Raw genomic sequence first — 16,907 nt, 5'->3', positions numbered from 1 at the left:
GTGCGGAGTTAATTGTCTCTAAATGGATTTGAGAATTTCTCGTCAGTAATAAGTTCTGTATCAGTTAAGGTTTTCATGAAAGCAACAAGAGCTGCTTTTTCCTGGTTGGATAAGTTCATTCGTACAGGCGTTCCGTTTCTATTGCTAAGTCTGTTATCCAGGTTAGGACTGTTCTGTATACCCGAGTCATAATGTTCAACTACTTCCTCAAGGGTTGCGAACCTGCCATCATGCATGTAAGGAGCGGTTAACTCAATATTTTTAAGGGAATTGGTTTTGAACTTCCCATTGTCCTGATTTCTTCCCGTTATTTCTCCGAGTCCAAGATCGGTTAACACTGCATCCAGTCCATTGTTTCTGGCCTCATCCCCAACAAAGTGATCAGAAGTATGACAATTAGAGCAATCAGTATTGTTTGAAAAGAAAACACGTTTTCCTAAGTTTTCAAGATCAGTAAAGTTGGGAAAATCATCCTCAGAGTCATTCACCTGAGCTCGTCCAACATCATATTTAGATTGGTAAGAAACCATTGATCGAACAAACTGAGAAAGAGCTAAAGAAATCCGGTTTGAAGTAATCTCATCATCACCAAAAGTCCGGGTAAATAGAATAGGGTAGTACTCCTGTGCAGATACTTTTACCACCATTTCTTCAAGAGTAAGACCCATTTCAATCGCATCCTGAATAGGCAATAGAACCTGTTCTTCCAACGTGCCAGCACGTTCATCCCAAAAGAAGTTCCCATTTTCATAGAACGCTGCACTGGATAATCCCATTGAATTCCTACCCGTTAGTCCACCTTCAAAACCTTCACTAAACTGGTTAGGATCTGAAAAACCATCTTCCTGAACATGACAGGAAGCACAGGAGATGGTATTATTTGCAGATAGGTTTACATCATAAAAAAGAACTCTTCCTAAAGTGGCACCCCAATCTGTTACCGGATTGTTATTGGGAGTATTGTCCTGTTCTTCATTGTCATTTTGATTGAAGAAAGCGGGCAGATCTGGATCGGCATAGTTGTATGCTTGGTCGGGTAAGTTTAGATATTGATCCAGAACTGCCGCCTCTTCAGTTTCTAAAATTTCTTCTTCTGCTACAGAGTTATTTGAAGCTTCTTCACAGGCAACAAATAAAAAAATTAGGGCGAGGAATAAATTTTTATAGGGTCTCATAACATACTTTACATGAGTTCTTTTGACCCTATTACACCTGACTTGAGTAATACCCCTAAAAGAAATTAAAATTCTACAAAGAGGAGCTAATTGATCTTCTTAACCAGGGAATCACCTCTTCCTCGAACCAGGGATTTTTCTTTAGCCAAATGTTATTACGAGGGGATGGATGGGGCATAGGTAAATATTCAGGAAGGTATTCCCTAAAGCTTTTAACCGTCTCAGATAATGTATTCTTCATCCTGTCTTTGAGATAGTAGGATTGGGCATAAGTTCCAAAAAGCAGAGTAAGCCTGATCTCAGGCATTGAATCCAGTAACAATTGATGCCATAGAGGAGCACATTCCGGACGAGGAGGAAGGTCACCAGACTTTCCTTTTCCCGGATAACAAAAACCCATAGGTACTAAGGCTATTACAGAAGGGTCATAAAAAATTTCTTTCGAAATATTCATCCACGAACGCAGCCTATCGCCACTGGGATCATCCCATGGAATTCCGGATTCATGGACTTTAGTCCCCGGCGCCTGGCCGATAATTAATATCTTACTTGTTGGCGAAGCCTGAACAACTGGCCGGGGTTCTAAGGGAAGAAATTCTTCACAAACCCGGCATTGCGCTATATTCTTTAGAAGCTGCTCCAAATGGAAGGTTAAGAGTCGCTCCCATTTAAACTATCAGGATATACGATGGGACGAAGGGATTCAAACCAGTCAGCCAGGGTTTCTCGTTGCTCATCTGTAAGCCGGGCATCGGCATGTCCCCAGGTATAAGAGGGGAGAGGCATTTCTTCATTCAGGGTATATTCTACACCTTCCTCCAGTTTATGGTCAGCTCTTCTTGGAGGATATTCCCCAAAAGTGGAAAAGTTCAAATGTGACTTCCCATGGTCCACATGGTCTTTCACCCACCATCCCACAGGCTGTACATAGGTATACCATGGATATACGGTTTTATCAGAGTGACAATCATAACATGCTGTTTTAAGAATGGTAGCCACTTCAGCAGGTGGGTTGTGGATATTCATTAAATCTAAAGCCGGATCAGATTCCGGGTTAGTTCTATCGATTTGAAAGATTTGCATAATAAGGAAAACGCCAAGAAGGCCTAAAAGGATTTTTTGAAGCATAGCAGATGTAATTCTTTATCAGAGAATGATTTCTGCGAATATAAACTTCTAAAATACTTAATGAAACCTAGCCTTTTGGAGTAAACGATTGAATCCCGGTGATCTCTCTTCCTAGAATCAACCCATGGATATCGTAAGTACCTTCATAAGTATTCACCGATTCCAGGTTCATCATGTGGTGGATGATTCGATAATCACCGGTAATACCATTACCACCATGCATATCTCTGGCGATGCGTGCAATTTCCAACGCTTTACCACAATTATTGCGTTTGGCTAGCGAAGTCATGGAAGGGTGGTCTCTTCCTTCATCTTTTAATTTACCAAGACGAAGGGCCAGCATCTGCATTGCTGTGATATCGGTAAGCATATTGGCCAGTTTGGTTTGGATAAGCTGGTTAGCAGCTAATGGTTTTCCAAATTGCTTACGGTCTAATACATATTGTCGTGCTTTTTGATAGCAGAATTCTGCAGCGCCAATGGTTCCCCAGGAAATTCCATATCGCGCACTGTTCAGGCACATAAATGGACCTTTAAGTCCCTTGATTTCCGGGAATACATTTTCATCAGGAACAAATACATCATCGAATACCAGCTCTCCGGTTTCAGAAGCACGGAGGCTCATTTTGTATTTGGTATGAGGAGCAGAGAAGCCCTTCATTCCTTTTTCAAGAAGGAAGCCTCGAATTACCCCTTCATCGTTTTTCGATTCTTTGGCCTTAGCCCATACTACGGCAACATCAGCAATAGGGGAGTTGGTGATCCACATTTTGGCGCCATTCATTTTCCAGCCGCCATCAACTTTTACCGCGGTTGTAACCATAGATCCCGGATCAGAACCATGATCAGGTTCGGTAAGCCCGAAACAACCAATGATTTCTCCAGAAGCTAGTTTTGGAATAAAGCGGTGCTTTTGTTCTTCGGTACCAAAAATGGAAATGGGGTACATCACCAACGAGGATTGTACACTCATGAAGGATCGATAGCCGGAATCAACCCGTTCCACTTCACGCGCTACTAAGCCATAAGCAGTGTAGCTGGCTCCACCTCCACCGTATTCTTCCGGGATATTCACTCCCAGTAGCCCCATTTCGCCCATTTCTCTGGCTATTTCTCTATCGAAAAACTCATCGGTGTTTCCTTTAAGTGCCCTGGGCTCAAGATTAGCTTGGGCATAATCTCGGGCAGTTTCCATGATCAGCCTGTCCTCTTCATTTAATTCTGATTCAAAAAGAAAAGGGTCGTCGATGTTGAAAAGGTTTTTTGACATTAAAAAAAGATTGGTTAGGGGATATGGTTGAGATGAGTGTATTAACTATGGTTTTAATGTTAATAATTAATCTAATTTCATGAAAAAAATACTAACACTTTCATTTCTTTTGTGCCTTTCAGGAGCTCTACATGCACAACAAGCCTCATTTCAGTCTTCCTCATCAGATTTCGTTGTTCCAGCAAATGAGCTAGAAAAGGTAAATAATACATTCTCATTCGGATCAGAAAATCTTTCATTAAGTGATGTAGTGAAATCTATTGAATTGAAGGAAATCGACATAGAAAATCAGGAAAGACCCCAAAGGAGAAGAGCGGGTGTTCTTTTGATTGCAGCAGCAGTTGTAGTAATTATTGTTCTTTTGGTTTAAAAATTACGAAAGCGTCTTTTTAAGCTCTCTGGCAATAATTAAGCGCTGAACTTCTGAAGTACCCTCGCCAATAGTCATAAGCTTGGAATCTCGTAAGAAACGCTCTACATGGTATTCTTTGGTGTATCCATAGCCTCCATGAATCTGTACAGCTTCTAGCGAAGCTTTTACAGATAATTCTGAAGCGAAAAGCTTAGCCATTGAAGCTTCGGTAGTGTAAGGCTTACCCTGATCTTTCAATGTGGCGGCTCTCCAAACCAGGAGTCTTGCGGCATCAATTTCAGTGGCCATATCTACCAGCTTTCCCTCAATGTACTGGTTATTGCCAATGGGTTTGCCGAATTGCTTTCTTTCCTGGGAGTATCTTAATGATTCTTCCAGGGCTCCTCGGGCAATTCCGACAGAAAGTGCAGCGATTCCAACACGACCACCATCTAATACTTTCATGGTGTCATAGAAGCCTTTGCCTTCTTCTCCGAGTAGGTTTTCCGCAGGCACTTTCACATTTTCAAGAACTACTTCAGTGGTATCCGAAGAGTTCATGCCTAATTTATGCATACCCGGTCCCGGAGTAATTCCTTCCCGATCGGCTTCTACTATAAAAGCACTGATTCCTTTGGTTCCCATTTCCGGGTTTGTTTTGGCAAGCACAATATAAATATCACCTACTGAGCCTTGAGTGATAAAAATCTTTGAACCATTGATGATGTAGTGATCACCATCTCGTACAGCGGTAGTTTTCATTCCGGAAGAGTCGCTTCCTGATCCTGGTTCGGTTAAACACCAGGCTCCTAAATGCTCACCTGAACATAAATCCGGCATGTACTTCAGTTTTTGGTCATGATTTCCTGCAATAGCGATATGACCGGTTCCTAAGGAGGTATGAGAAGCTACAGTTAAAGCAAGAGAAGCATCCCAACGTGCAATTTCTTCTAATACCAGGCAGAAACTTAGAGTATCAAAACCGGCGCCTCCATATTGTTCAGGATGATAGATACCAAGCATTCCCATTTCTCCCAATTCCTTCACTATCTCCATTGGGAATTCTTTGCTATTGTCTCGCTCCATTACAGTTGGAGCTACCGTTCTCTCTACAAATTCTTTAATACTATCACGAATCATTTTTTGATCTTCAGTAAGATCAAATGAAAGGCTTTGTTCTAATAATGTGTCCATCAACTATCCTTCTTTATTCATTAATTTTATTATTTGGAACCGCTTCCAAGATAACGCAATTAAAGCAATAAAGCGTTCGCGATGGGATTAGTTTTTGTTAAATATCGTGAGGGTAAAACTTTTTCAGAATCAGACCAGATATGCTTACTTCTTGGTCATCCCTGCGAAGGCAGGAATCTAAATTTAGCTTTTAAAAGTAGAACCTTGGTTTTAATCTAACTTCAGATTCCGGCTTTCGCAGCGGAATGACTTAGGTGCAGATCACCCAAAGTTCCAGTTCACACCACGGCCAATTTCCGGGTCTGGAAAATTCCAGTCTACGGCTCCCTGGTCACATGCATACATACACGTTCCACATTCGATGCAATCTTCAACCTGGAAATGAACTTGTTGGTTGTCATCCATGGTATAGCAATTGGCAGGGCAGACCCAGGTAGTACATTTATGAGGACATCCCGAGTTACAAATATCGGTATCAACAATAATGTGAGGTTTAATTTCTGATTTAGCCTGGTTGCGATAGCTAACAAGTCCGAGTCGTTCAGATAATTTTAGATTTTTCATAATGACTTACGCGCTTTGAATCCTAATTTCATTAGTTCCCAGAGTGATGAATGTCTTTTAACAGCTCCAAGTAGCATCTTTTCAGATTTTGGAGTGGGCTCGTTTTTAATAGTGAAGAACTGACGCCCAAAATCACACACAAGGTTTGGAACCTTTTGCTGCATGGTTTCTGTGTGAAGTAAGTGAACCGCATCCTGGAAGTTATTGATGTCTTTCATCACATAACTCTCATTCAACGCAGTTCGATAGCCTTTTAAAGTAGCCGATGAGTAATCTCCCTTTTCCTTGGCCTTCACAATGGTCTCTGCAGCCAGTATCCCTGATCTCATAGCATAATCCATGCCCTGTATTGCTTTTCCAGCGTTCATTAATAGGTTTGCCGCTTCTCCGGCAATCAGAACACCGTCTTTATACAACTCTTTTGGCATGGCTCTTGAGTCACCAGAAGAAACCACGTGCGCTGAATACTCAACAATTTCTCCACCTTTAATGGCATCAGCGATAGTAGGGTGAGTTTTGAAATGGTTAAGAAGATCATGAGGACTTCTCTTCTTTTCTCGCATATCTTTAATGCCAATGACAAGTCCGAGTGAGATGGTGTCTCGGTTGGTGTAAAGAAAACCTCCGCCCTCTACACCATCGGTGGCCCAGCCCACAAACTCGTTACTCATCCCGCTTAGACCATTTAATTGGAAACGGTCTTCCAATACTTTTTGATCAAAACGAATAATCTCTTTAATGCCAGTGAGCATATGATCTGCAGGAACATAGCTATCCTGAAGACCAACCTGACGAGTAAGCAGGTTATTAACCCCTTCAGCAATAATTACTGAATCTGCGTGAAATTCATCTTCTCCGGTTTTAATACCAACAGCTTTTCCATTCTCCATCATAACTTCATCTACCTTTATGTTGGTAGCAATGAAGGAATCCATGGCAAAATCGCTGGCATCGATGGCTTCCTGTACCTTGCCGGAAAGCCAGTTGTCAAATTTTGAACGAAGTACTACTACCCCGGAATAAGGAGTCTCATTGAAGTGCTGGGATTTAAAATCCAGGGAAAATGTTGATTGCTCATCCATGAAGGTGAGTCGGCGATGGTTGATGTAGCGTTCCCAACCTCCGTCTTCTTCTTCCCAATAGTTAGGGACTAGTTTTGCAAGATCACTTCCCCATAAAACCCCACCAGAAACATTTTTTGCTCCTGCAAATTCTCCTCGTTCTATGAGCAAGAATTTCATGTTATTTCGGGCGAGCGTCATGGCAGCTGCTAAGCCTGCAACCCCACCTCCGATTACAATACAATCAAATTTATCTTCCATAATTTTTGCGAGCGTTAGCGAAGCAATCTCTCTGAGATAGGCACGGTCTCGAAGGTTTTCGAGACCTCGCTAAGACACTTTGAACTAGTTATGCTTTATGTTTTTCAACTCTTCGATGAAAGGAGGGAGAACCTTGTATAAATCTCCCACAATGCCATAATCTGCTACTTCGAAAATAGGGGCATCAGGATCTTTGTTGATAGCTACAATCACCTTGCTATTAGCCATCCCTGCCACGTGCTGAATGGCACCCGAAATTCCTACTGCAATGTATAGCTGTGGAGATACTACTTTACCTGTTTGCCCAATTTGAAGACTTGGGTCATAAATGCCAGCTTCAGTAAGAGCTCTGGAAGCGCCAATTCCTGCATGAAGCACATCAGCAAGTTCACTTATTAATGCTTTGGCTTCTTCGTCTTTTACTCCTCTTCCTGCTGCAACAATGGCTTCAGCTTCGTTTAGGTCGATAGTATCACCCGTAGCAGATACTATTTCACGCAGCGTAGCTCTAAGTGTATTTATATCCACTGATACAGAAATATTAGAGACGGTAGCCTCGCTTGAAGCTTCAATTAAATCATAGGAGCCTGATCTAACTGAAACAAGGATAGGACTTCCTTCCACTTCTACATTGGCCATCATTTTAGCAGCCATTACCGGGCGCTTTGCCGATACTTTGTTTCCATCAAAATCAAAGGAAGAAACATCAGCAACTACTCCTGCTTTTTGATTTGCTGCAAGAGCACCGAGAATGTCTTTAGTGCCTTCTGTAGAGGCGAAGGCAACAACACTTGGAGAACTTGTTTCCATCACCTTTGTTAATGCTGATGTCAATGGAGCGTTTCTGTGCTTGTCGAATGAAGCATCTTCAACTACAAAAATTTCTGAAGCACCATATTGCTGAATGGTACTTGCGAAAGAAGAAGCGGAAGGATCGATAATTACTGCGGTACAGGTCAATCCATTTGCATCTGCTATTTGTTTACTTCTTGAGAGTACTTCTAAGGATGAGCGTTTTACTTTGCCTTCAGAGATGGCGACATAGGTTAAAATTGAACTCATTAAACTATTAAATCGATTTTATATTCTTGTTTAGTGATAGGGAGAACCCTTAAATCACACTGGCTTCGGTATCAAGGAGCTGAGCTACTTCTCGAGCAATTTCATCTGCTTCTCCCTCGAATTTTCTTCCTGCTTTACGTGCTGGTTTATGTTCGTAAGAAGTAACTTTTGATGAGGCTTTAAGCTCGCCTTCCGACAAACCAAGAGAAGAAAGTTCAATAGTGTCAATCGGCTTTCTTTTAGAAGCCATAATGCCCTTTAGATTTGGAATCCGTGGCTCGTTCATATCATTTGAACAAGTAATGGCACAAGGGAAGGGAAGGCCAATCATTTCCTGACCGGTATCTCCTTGGCGCTTCACTACTAAATTGTCACTTTCGATTTCAAGACCCACAGCATTGGTTGCATAGGGTAAATCCAATGCTTCTGCCAACATGCTTCCTGTTAATCCGGAGTCTGTGTCCTGTGATTGCTTACCCAGAGATACTACATCGTAGCTTTTATCTTTAAAGAAGGCAGCAAGGATGCTCGAATAGCTTCCGGAATCAAAATTATTATCGCCTTCAACTACAATATGACTTCCTTTATGGGCACCCATTGCCAGTGCCTTTCTGATGGTTTCTGAAGCTTTCGCTGAGCCAATACATACAACCTCTACTTCTCCACCATGTTTTTCAGTTAGAACCAGCGCTTCCTCAACGGCGGATGCGTCATAGGCATTGAGCACCATGCGATCACTATCCATTATCAGTTCGCCATCTTTAATTTGGAAGGGAGCACCAACGTCTGGCACCATCTTAATACATACAAAAAATTTCATTCGCTCCGTAATTTTCGTCTTGATATTTGTTCCTGTGGAACCGCTTTTTTAAGCCAAATAATATACAACTTTGAAACAGAAAAAGTTTGCACCAGAGAGATAAAGATGGAAGAAAAAGAAAGTTAGTTCTGTAACTCGTTGTACTCGCTTAAATGACCTTGATCAGTTTCCTGTAGAATAGTATAAGCTTGTAGTTGTACACGACTGTCTGCATCTCTGAAGATGGAGGCGATTTCTTTTGATTTTGAATCAAAGAAGAGGTCATATAAAAAATTACTTGTGGAACGCCTCTTTGCATCACGAATCTCAGTAAGGCTGGCTAAGACTTGTCTCCTTGCTTCCTCCTGGTTTTGTGTAAATGTGTCTAATCCTAATCGATGGTAGGTGTAGTAAGCGTTTCTAAGTGGGTGGTAATTATTATTCAGAAGATCAGCAATAAGCACAAATCGGTTCCTTTGATTATTACTATTTCTATTCCAGCCGATCGTATTCTCATTCTGAGCCAGATCTACTATATTTTGCGCCAGTTCAAAATAATCTGTTCCTCCTAAAGGAGAAAAACTGTCAAAATCATATCCAAGAATTAAATACATGTAGTAGTCAATAAATCCTGTGAGGGATTCAAATTGCAATTCTTCATGGATTAGGCTTTTTCCTTGAGGGTAGGAAAACTGCCAGGACTGGTCTCCAATAATAATAGAAGTAGTCTCAGAAGTAGTATTATAAACAGGTCTTCTTGCGGAAATCACTGTTTCTGCAACAAAATTGAAATCCTGGTCTCCATCTACAAGTACAATAGACAGCTGGCATGAAATACGTTCCTGTTCCTGGAATTCAACTTCAGTCCATCGAAATTCATTAATATAATTTTCCAGATCTGTCTGTAGAGATTCTTTAACATATTCAAAGGATGTTCCCTCTAGATTTGTGTCATCTACATTTACCCGGCAGTCGAATTCTTGCGATAACGAGGTGATAGGAATGAACAGCAATATTATTAAACCATGAATTCTTGCATTAAACACTTTTTTTATTCCTTCTAGATATATCATATTGAATAAACTTAAGCCAATGATACGAATACGAAGAATGTCATATAAAATTTCTTTGCTGTTCATTATTTGTGCAATTCCTGCATATGTATCAGCTCAAACTACCATGGGAGCTAGAGAGATTAGCCTTGGACAAGCTACTTCAGCATTAAAGGAGAGTAACTGGGCCATTTTTGGAAACCCTGCGCTCCTAAGTAGTTCTTCATCTACTGTCGGCTTTTACGGTTTAAGGAATTACGGTTTTGCAGAAATTACCGACATGGCAGCTTTTGGAAGTTTGCCAACTTCTGTTGGGATAGGTGCTCTTGGCTTCCATCGCTATGGCGATAACCTATTTAGCGAAACCCGAATCAAACTTGGATATAAGAACGAATGGGAACTTCTCCATTTTGGTGTTACACTAAATTATAATCACATCTCATTTGGCGGTGTATATGGCTCTGGCGGAGCTATAAGTATGGATGTAGGTTTGGCTTCCCAGATAACTGAGCAACTTTGGATTGGAGCCAAGGCGACAAATCTAAACCGTTCTTCTTATGAATTTTCTACTGACGAAGAAGACCTGGCTACAGATTTGAGTATTGGCTTTAGCTACAATTTGGAGGAACAGGCTCTGCTAGTTGTAGATGTAGTAAAGGATGTCCGATTTCCGGTGTCATATAGGGGAGGTTTAGAGGTTACAATTGTAGAAGGTTTTTTAGGTAGAGCTGGAATTACTACTGAGCCACTTACCTATTCGTTTGGATTCGGATACGGTAAAGATTTTTGGGAAATCAATGTAGCAGTTCAACAACACTACGCACTTGGTCTAAGCCCAGGTTTTGATATTTTGATTAATCTCTAGCAATGCGAGTCCCCAGTAAAATATTGCTAGGCTGTTTCTTTTTTTTTCTTTTGACAAGTGTTCAAGCTCAGGATAGCTCCCAGGTAGAGGTCGAAAAACAGCTTGAAGAAGCATTTGAAGAGCTGGATACAGAGGAAACCGGACTGACCGGGGAGCAACTTACTCAGTTTTTAGAAGATTTAGCTTCTAATCCTATCAATATAAACTCAGCAGGAGTGAATGAACTGCTTCAAATTCCTGGGTTTAACTTGATCCTCGCTCGGGCAGTAATTGATTTCCGGAGAAATAATCCTTTTGAACGTGTATCTGACATTCAAAGAGTATCAGGAATTGGTGCTGCTACTTTTCAAAGGATGAGACCCTACATAACAGTAGGTGGGGTATCTGATAGGTTTGCTAATCTCTATACAAATCCCGGCTATTGGCTTTCAGGGAATCAGTTCGAATATATTTCCAGATATCAACAAAATATTCAGGATCAAGAAGGCTTTTTGAGAGAAGATTCGCTAGGTGGGTACACAGGAAATGCGGTTAAATATTACCAAAGACTTCGGATGAGGAGCGATCATCTTTCCTTAAATCTAACACAAGAAAAAGATGCAGGTGAGACTCTTTCAGGTCCAACCGATTTCGACTTTAATTCCTGGCATATCGAGTTGAGGGAAAATGGAAACTTAAAAAACCTGGTAGTTGGAGATTATAGCCTCAGCTTTGGTCAGGGGTTGGTGCTTTGGACAGGAGGTGCTTTTGGAAAAGGAAGAGAAGTAACCGGAACTGTTAACAAAAATGAGAGAGGGTTAAGAGCTTATGGCTCAGCCCAGGAAACGGATTTTTTTAGAGGTATTGCCGCGACATATGGGAACAGGCTGCAGGTTACAGGTTTTTATTCTAGCCGTCCCAGAACGGCTTCAGTAATAAATGGAGATACAACCAATTTTCCATCTTCAAGTGGATTTCATCGAACCCTTTCTGAGATCGAAAGAAGAAATAATATAGATCAGGAGACTTTTGGAGGAAGGGTTACGTTTGATTCTCCTCTTGGGTATTTAGGTGTCACGGGCTATCAGACTACATTTAACTCTTACATTGAAGCAGGAAGTTCGTTAAGTGATTTATTCGATTTTGAAGGTAAATCTAATTCCGTATTCGGAGTTGACTACCGGGGACTAGTTGGGAATTCCTTTTTATTTGCAGAGGCTGCCAGAAGCGAAAATGGGGGCTTGGGCTTAGTATCAGGATTAGAAGCTCCAATTGGTCTTAATACCGATATCGCCATCTTATATCGAAATTATCAAAAGGACTTCCAATCCTTTTTAGGGGATGGATTTGGGGAATCTTCAGGAGATCCGAATAACGAAAATGGAATTTATCTTGGGATTGCACACGGCCTATCCAATCGTTTTACAATAAGTGGGTATATAGATCAATATAGCTTTAATGCTCCGAGATCTGGGAATACGCAACCTACACAGGGATATGATGTGCTAGGGTTAATAGAAGGGAGTTTATCTCGAAATCTAAATGTCTATGTACTCATAAGAAATGAGGTCAAGGACGACGAGTTCTTGATGACTGATCAGGAAGGAAGGGAAGTGATAACCCTTGGAAATGAAAAAAGGGCGAGTATTAGAATTCAAACGGAATACCAAATAAACCGACAGGTAAGACTTAGGACGAGAGGGGAGTTTGTTAGATTTCAAGGAGCGGGAGAAGATTGGGAGTCCGGGATTCTTATTTATCAGGATTTAAGAATACTTCCTTCCAGAAAGCTGCAAATTGATGCCAGAATCACTCTTTTTGATACAGATAGTTTTGATACAAGGCTCTACCAGTTTGAAAATGATCTTCTTTATGTGCTGTCAAATACAGCATTAAGCGACAGAGGGCAGCGTATGTATATGGTATTAAAATATGAAGCTACAGAATGGATCGATATTTGGGCCAAATACTCCATCACAATTATTGAAGATGCACAAACACTGAGTAGCGGGCTTGGAGAGATTCAGGGTAACAAGCGTTCATTCATAGGACTACAAGCGAGGATACAAATCCGTTAATTCTTCATAAAGTCAGTATTTAAAATCCTATATTCGTCCGAATTTCAAACTTCGTGCTTATGACAATTGAAGGGTGGTCGGTAGTAGGAGTAATAATTGGTTGTTTAGTCCTACTCATAACTACACATCTTTCCGTGGACATGATATTACTAGCAGGATTAGCTATTCTGCTAGTGTCAGGTATAATTGCTCCCGAGGCCGCTCTTTCTGGTTTCTCAAATGAAGGAATGCTTACTGTTGCAGCATTATATGTTGTTGCGGCTGGATTAAAAGAGACTGGCGCTATTCAATACATTACACAGAAAGTAATGGGCAATGCGAATACAGTTCGTTCTTCTCAAGCACGAATTATGTTCCCTGTAATGGTGATGAGTGCTTTTCTAAATAATACACCCATTGTTGCTTCATTTATCCCTGCTCTTGAACATTGGAGCAAAAGAACAAGGATACCCGTTTCCAAAATCCTGATTCCGTTGAGTTATGCTGCCATTCTGGGAGGTACCTGTACGTTAATTGGTACCAGCACGAATCTAATTCTGAATGGTTTGTTGATTGAGGAAACAAGCACCCGTTCCCTTGGTCTATTTGAGCCAGCACTTATCGGAATTCCTTGTGCTATCGCTGGGTTTGTATACCTCCTGATTTTTGGAGACAAGTTGCTTCCTTCGAGAGGAGAAGCATTCGAAACGTTCAAAGACCCAAGGGAATACACAATAGAAATGGTGGTGTCTAAAGGAAGCTCGCTTGTTGGTCAAACAATTCAGGAAGCAGGGTTGAGACAACTTCCCGGTTTATTTCTGGTGGAAATAATAAGAGAGGGGGAGATCATTGCAGCAGTTGGGCCTGGCCAGAAATTGAAGCAAAAGGACCGGTTGGTTTTTGCGGGTATTGTAGATTCGATAGTTGATCTCCAAAATATACAGGGATTAGTACCAGCAACGGATCAGGTGTTCAAACTGGATGCTTCCAAAAACGATCGGGTTCTGGTTGAGGCGGTAGTGTCGACATCTAATCCAATAAAGGGAAGGACAATAAAAGAAGGTAAGTTTCGGGATAGATATAATGCTGTGGTTCTGGCAGTTTCGAGAAGTGGGGAAAGGCTAAAAGAAAAAGTCGGCGATATTACTTTAAAAACAGGAGATACCTTACTTCTTGAGGCAAAAAGATCATTCCAAAGAAGGTACAGGAACGCAAATGATTTTTATTTGATAAGCCCGATCGAAAGCGCTGTTAGAACAAATTTTGAGAAGTCAGGAGTAGCTATACTAATTCTGACAGTTATGGTTGTTCTTGCAGGATTAAATATCATGAGTATGCTCCAAGCTGCTTTTATAGCTGGTGGGCTTATGATTGTTACCAAGTGTATCCGTTACTCGGTTAGTATAGAGGCTATTGATTGGAGGGTATTGATAGCTATTGGAGCTTCTCTGGGAATAGGGAGTGCTCTATCTTCAACTGGTGTAGCATCAAACTTAGCTGAGGGAATGTTATCTCTCGCAAAAGAAAATCCAGCTATCGCCCTCATCATCACTTATTTCATAACATGGATACTTACTGAGCTCATTACTAATAATGCAGCAGCAGTCTTAGTTTTTCCAATTGCTCTTTCAATAGCACAATCACTTCAAGTAGATTTTATCCCCTTTGCTTTGGTAATAATTATGGGAGCATCTGCAAGTTTTTCTACACCTGTTGGTTACCAAACTAATCTCATGGTTTATGGTCCAGGAAACTATAGGTATACAGATTACATCAAAATAGGGCTTCCATTAAATTTGATCGTAGCGGTAATAACCATATCTTTAGTGTCTAAATTTTGGAGTTTTTGACACTATTATTTAATGATTGAAGATATCATCAAGATTGCCAAGCAGGCTGGGGTAAAAATACTTGAGTATTATAATGAAGAGATAGAAGTTACTCATAAAAAAGATGAGTCTCCTTTGACAAAGGCTGATTTGGCAGCGCATCATGAAATTATAAATGGAATAAGGTCCATAGATCCCAACACACCTATAATCTCTGAGGAATCTGGAGTTCCAGATTTTGACGAAAGAAAAAACTGGAATAAGTTTTGGATTGTTGATCCTCTAGATGGCACCAAGGAATTCATCAAAAAAAACGGCGAGTTTACGGTAAATATCGCTCTTATTGAAAATGGTGAGCCAATCTTGGGAGTAGTATATACCCCAGCTATGGATCTCACTTACTATGCTGAAAAAGGGCTTGGCTCCTTCAAGCAAGTTGGAAATGATATTCCAGTGCGAATTTTTTCTGAACGAGCTGACAAATCAAGTCCTTTAAGCATGATCGAAAGCAGATCTCATGGATCTCAAGAGTTAGAAGATTTTCTTCAGAAAGAAGATCTAAACATCAAGGAAAGAATTAAATCGGGAAGTTCTTTAAAAATATGCTTAGTAGCCGAAGGTAAAGCAGATTTTTACCCTAGAATGGCGCCAACCATGGAGTGGGATGTGGCAGCTGGTGATTGTGTATATCGGAATTCGGCTAAAGAGGGACAGCATCCATCCGAACTAATGTACAACAAAGAAAATTTATTAAACCCATCATTTATTTTGGGCTTTTAAGCTATGAACGAGATTAAATGGAAACCCACGGTTCTTTGGTTCACAGGGTTATCGGGCTCAGGTAAAAGCACAATTTCGGAGCAGGTATTTAAGATCATTGAAGATCTTGGATATGAAGTTGAACACCTTGATGGTGATATTATCAGGGATATTTTTCCGAAAACTGGCTTCTCCAAAGAAGACCGAAACAATCATATTAAACGAGTTGGTTATTTAGCCAGTAGGTTACAAGCTCATAAAGTATTCGTAATTGGATCTTTCGTATCTCCTTATAAAGAAGCCAGAGATTTTGTGAGAGATCTTTGTGAAGATTTTACTGAGGTTTATATCTCCACGCCCTATGAAGAATGTGAGCGCCGTGACGTTAAAGGATTATATGCCAAAGCTCGTGCAGGAGAAATCAAACATTTCACAGGACTAGATGATCCTTATGAAGCTCCGGAGAATCCGGAATTGGAAATAGATACGACAAATATTACGCTAGAAGAAGCAGTCCAAAAAGTAATAGGATATCTAAATAGCCATAAAGCTGTATCTTAATAAGGACTTTAAAACGCAGTAAAAAATGACATCATATAGACTAACCCATATTCAGCAGCTTGAGTCAGAAGCAATTTTGATTATGCGTGAAGTAGCTGCGCAATTCCAGAAGCCTGTCCTATTATTTTCAGGAGGAAAGGATTCAATTGTCATGGCTCATTTAGCGAAAAAAGCATTTTACCCAGGTAAAATTCCATTTCCTTTTATGCATGTTGATACAGGCCACAACTTTGACGAGACCATTGACTTCAGAGATTGGTTAGCAGAAGAGCTCGGCGTTGAAATGCTGGTAGCTAGTGTACAGGAAGCAATAGATCAAGGTAAGGTTAGAGAAGAAACGGGCCCAAGAGCTAGTAGAAATACGCTTCAGATTACAGCGCTACTAGATGGACTTGAAAAGTATAAATTTGATGCTGCTTTTGGTGGAGCAAGAAGAGATGAAGAGAAAGCCCGTGCAAAAGAACGATTTTTCTCACATAGGGATGAATTTGGTCAGTGGGATCCTAAAAACCAGAGACCGGAACTTTGGAATTTATTCAATGGGAAAAAACACATGGGAGAACATTTCAGAGTGTTTCCGTTGAGTAATTGGACCGAAATGGATGTATGGCAGTACATTGCTGCTGAAAATGTGAAAATACCTTCTCTCTATTTTTCTCATGAAAGAGAAGTATTTGAGCGTGATAGTGTATACTTGGCTAAATCGGAATACATCCAGAATTTTGATCATGAGATCCCAGAAAAGAAAACGGTTCGATTTAGAACTATTGGTGATGTTACTTGTACCGGTGCAGTATTATCTAATGCATCTAGCCTAGAAGAAATTATACAAGAGGTTGCTTCGGCAAGAATCACCGAACGAGGGGGAAGGGCTGATGATAAGCGATCAGAAGCAGCTATGGAAGAGCGAAAGAAACAAGGATATTTTTAAGGATTAAA

General features: G+C 40.7%; 17 protein-coding genes. 7 read left to right on the top strand and 10 right to left on the bottom strand.

Annotated features, from left to right (window positions below; translation table 11 throughout):
• Positions 1-8: 8 nt before the first annotated feature.
• The 4 genes from ED557_04785 to ED557_04770 all read right to left on the bottom strand — a co-directional run bounded on the left by ED557_04785 (position 9) and on the right by ED557_04770 (position 3,573).
• Positions 9-1,175 carry a cytochrome-c peroxidase gene (locus tag ED557_04785; GenBank protein ID RNC86091.1) on the bottom strand — a complete coding sequence of 389 codons (1,167 nt, stop codon included), beginning with the start codon at positions 1,173-1,175 and terminating at the stop codon, positions 9-11.
• 73 nt (positions 1,176-1,248) lie between these two features.
• Positions 1,249-1,818 (bottom strand): uracil-DNA glycosylase family protein, encoded by a 570-nt coding sequence (locus ED557_04780; GenBank protein ID RNC86090.1) that lies wholly within the window; start codon positions 1,816-1,818, stop codon positions 1,249-1,251.
• A gap of 8 nt (positions 1,819-1,826) precedes the next feature.
• On the bottom strand, positions 1,827-2,303 hold the full coding sequence (locus tag ED557_04775; GenBank protein RNC86089.1) for a cytochrome C: 477 nt from the start codon (positions 2,301-2,303) through the stop codon (positions 1,827-1,829).
• A 67-nt stretch (positions 2,304-2,370) separates the two neighbouring features.
• The gene (locus tag ED557_04770; GenBank protein ID RNC86088.1) at positions 2,371-3,573 is read right to left on the bottom strand and encodes an acyl-CoA dehydrogenase; all 1,203 of its coding nucleotides are present in this window, start codon (positions 3,571-3,573) and stop codon (positions 2,371-2,373) included.
• Positions 3,574-3,652: 79 nt separating this feature from the next.
• Here ED557_04770 and ED557_04765 point away from each other — a divergent pair, with 79 nt between their 5' ends.
• Positions 3,653-3,943 carry a hypothetical protein gene (locus ED557_04765; protein ID RNC86087.1) on the top strand — a complete coding sequence of 97 codons (291 nt, stop codon included), beginning with the start codon at positions 3,653-3,655 and terminating at the stop codon, positions 3,941-3,943.
• Positions 3,944-3,946: 3 nt separating this feature from the next.
• Here the strand turns inward: ED557_04765 and ED557_04760 are convergent, their stop codons facing one another.
• The 6 genes from ED557_04760 to ED557_04735 all read right to left on the bottom strand — a co-directional run bounded on the left by ED557_04760 (position 3,947) and on the right by ED557_04735 (position 9,939).
• Positions 3,947-5,119, bottom strand: a complete 1,173-nt coding sequence (locus ED557_04760) for an acyl-CoA dehydrogenase (protein RNC86086.1) — start codon at positions 5,117-5,119, stop codon at positions 3,947-3,949.
• A gap of 261 nt (positions 5,120-5,380) precedes the next feature.
• Positions 5,381-5,683 carry a 4Fe-4S ferredoxin gene (locus tag ED557_04755; protein ID RNC86085.1) on the bottom strand — a complete coding sequence of 101 codons (303 nt, stop codon included), beginning with the start codon at positions 5,681-5,683 and terminating at the stop codon, positions 5,381-5,383.
• Complete coding sequence (locus tag ED557_04750; protein RNC86084.1) at positions 5,680-7,005, bottom strand: FAD-dependent oxidoreductase; 1,326 nt, start codon at positions 7,003-7,005, stop codon at positions 5,680-5,682. The genes ED557_04755 and ED557_04750 overlap by 4 nt, the downstream gene beginning before the upstream one ends.
• Before the next feature lie 84 nt (positions 7,006-7,089).
• A complete protein-coding gene (locus ED557_04745) occupies positions 7,090-8,067 on the bottom strand; it encodes an electron transfer flavoprotein subunit alpha/FixB family protein (protein RNC86083.1) in 978 nt (325 codons plus the stop codon).
• 49 nt (positions 8,068-8,116) lie between these two features.
• A complete protein-coding gene (locus ED557_04740; GenBank protein ID RNC86082.1) occupies positions 8,117-8,887 on the bottom strand; it encodes an electron transfer flavoprotein subunit beta/FixA family protein in 771 nt (256 codons plus the stop codon).
• Between the two features lie 122 nt (positions 8,888-9,009).
• A complete protein-coding gene (locus ED557_04735; protein RNC86173.1) occupies positions 9,010-9,939 on the bottom strand; it encodes a DUF4835 family protein in 930 nt (309 codons plus the stop codon).
• A gap of 55 nt (positions 9,940-9,994) precedes the next feature.
• Here ED557_04735 and ED557_04730 point away from each other — a divergent pair, with 55 nt between their 5' ends.
• The 6 genes from ED557_04730 to cysD are packed head-to-tail and all read left to right on the top strand — an operon-like array spanning position 9,995 to position 16,899.
• Positions 9,995-10,783: a hypothetical protein gene (locus ED557_04730; GenBank protein RNC86081.1), complete on the top strand. Its 789-nt coding sequence runs from the start codon at positions 9,995-9,997 to the stop codon at positions 10,781-10,783.
• Positions 10,784-10,785: 2 nt separating this feature from the next.
• Entirely contained in the window at positions 10,786-12,840 is a 2,055-nt protein-coding gene (locus tag ED557_04725) for a helix-hairpin-helix domain-containing protein (GenBank protein RNC86080.1), read from the top strand.
• Between the two features lie 59 nt (positions 12,841-12,899).
• A complete protein-coding gene (locus ED557_04720; protein ID RNC86079.1) occupies positions 12,900-14,669 on the top strand; it encodes an SLC13 family permease in 1,770 nt (589 codons plus the stop codon).
• A 12-nt stretch (positions 14,670-14,681) separates the two neighbouring features.
• The gene (gene cysQ, locus ED557_04715; protein RNC86078.1) at positions 14,682-15,428 is read left to right on the top strand and encodes a 3'(2'),5'-bisphosphate nucleotidase; all 747 of its coding nucleotides are present in this window, start codon (positions 14,682-14,684) and stop codon (positions 15,426-15,428) included.
• A 3-nt stretch (positions 15,429-15,431) separates the two neighbouring features.
• On the top strand, positions 15,432-15,968 hold the full coding sequence (cysC, locus tag ED557_04710) for an adenylyl-sulfate kinase (GenBank protein RNC86077.1): 537 nt from the start codon (positions 15,432-15,434) through the stop codon (positions 15,966-15,968).
• A gap of 25 nt (positions 15,969-15,993) precedes the next feature.
• Positions 15,994-16,899: a sulfate adenylyltransferase subunit CysD gene (cysD, locus tag ED557_04705; protein RNC86076.1), complete on the top strand. Its 906-nt coding sequence runs from the start codon at positions 15,994-15,996 to the stop codon at positions 16,897-16,899.
• Positions 16,900-16,907: the final 8 nt, after the last annotated feature.

It is taken from the genome of Balneola sp., assembly GCA_003712055.1.
GTDB lineage: Bacteria > Bacteroidota > Rhodothermia > Balneolales > Balneolaceae > RHLJ01.
Note: the sequence above shows the minus strand (reverse complement) of the source record. Positions and strands in the feature narration are given on the sequence as shown.

Bases quoted from the DNA above. Each gene is read 5' to 3' on its own strand.
- ED557_04785 (RNC86091.1), bottom strand. From the start codon at position 1,175: ATGAGACCCTATAAAAATTTATTCCTCGCCCTAATTTTTTTATTTGTT.
- ED557_04775 (RNC86089.1), bottom strand. From the start codon at position 2,303: ATGCTTCAAAAAATCCTTTTAGGCCTTCTTGGCGTTTTCCTTATTATG.
- ED557_04770 (RNC86088.1), bottom strand. From the start codon at position 3,573: ATGTCAAAAAACCTTTTCAACATCGACGACCCTTTTCTTTTTGAATCA.
- ED557_04765 (RNC86087.1), top strand. From the start codon at position 3,653: ATGAAAAAAATACTAACACTTTCATTTCTTTTGTGCCTTTCAGGAGCT.
- ED557_04760 (RNC86086.1), bottom strand. From the start codon at position 5,119: ATGGACACATTATTAGAACAAAGCCTTTCATTTGATCTTACTGAAGAT.
- ED557_04755 (RNC86085.1), bottom strand. From the start codon at position 5,683: ATGAAAAATCTAAAATTATCTGAACGACTCGGACTTGTTAGCTATCGC.
- ED557_04750 (RNC86084.1), bottom strand. From the start codon at position 7,005: ATGGAAGATAAATTTGATTGTATTGTAATCGGAGGTGGGGTTGCAGGC.
- ED557_04745 (RNC86083.1), bottom strand. From the start codon at position 8,067: ATGAGTTCAATTTTAACCTATGTCGCCATCTCTGAAGGCAAAGTAAAA.
- ED557_04740 (RNC86082.1), bottom strand. From the start codon at position 8,887: ATGAAATTTTTTGTATGTATTAAGATGGTGCCAGACGTTGGTGCTCCC.
- ED557_04735 (RNC86173.1), bottom strand. From the start codon at position 9,939: ATGATATATCTAGAAGGAATAAAAAAAGTGTTTAATGCAAGAATTCAT.
- ED557_04725 (RNC86080.1), top strand. From the start codon at position 10,786: ATGCGAGTCCCCAGTAAAATATTGCTAGGCTGTTTCTTTTTTTTTCTT.
- ED557_04720 (RNC86079.1), top strand. From the start codon at position 12,900: ATGACAATTGAAGGGTGGTCGGTAGTAGGAGTAATAATTGGTTGTTTA.
- cysQ (RNC86078.1), top strand. From the start codon at position 14,682: ATGATTGAAGATATCATCAAGATTGCCAAGCAGGCTGGGGTAAAAATA.
- cysC (RNC86077.1), top strand. From the start codon at position 15,432: ATGAACGAGATTAAATGGAAACCCACGGTTCTTTGGTTCACAGGGTTA.
- cysD (RNC86076.1), top strand. From the start codon at position 15,994: ATGACATCATATAGACTAACCCATATTCAGCAGCTTGAGTCAGAAGCA.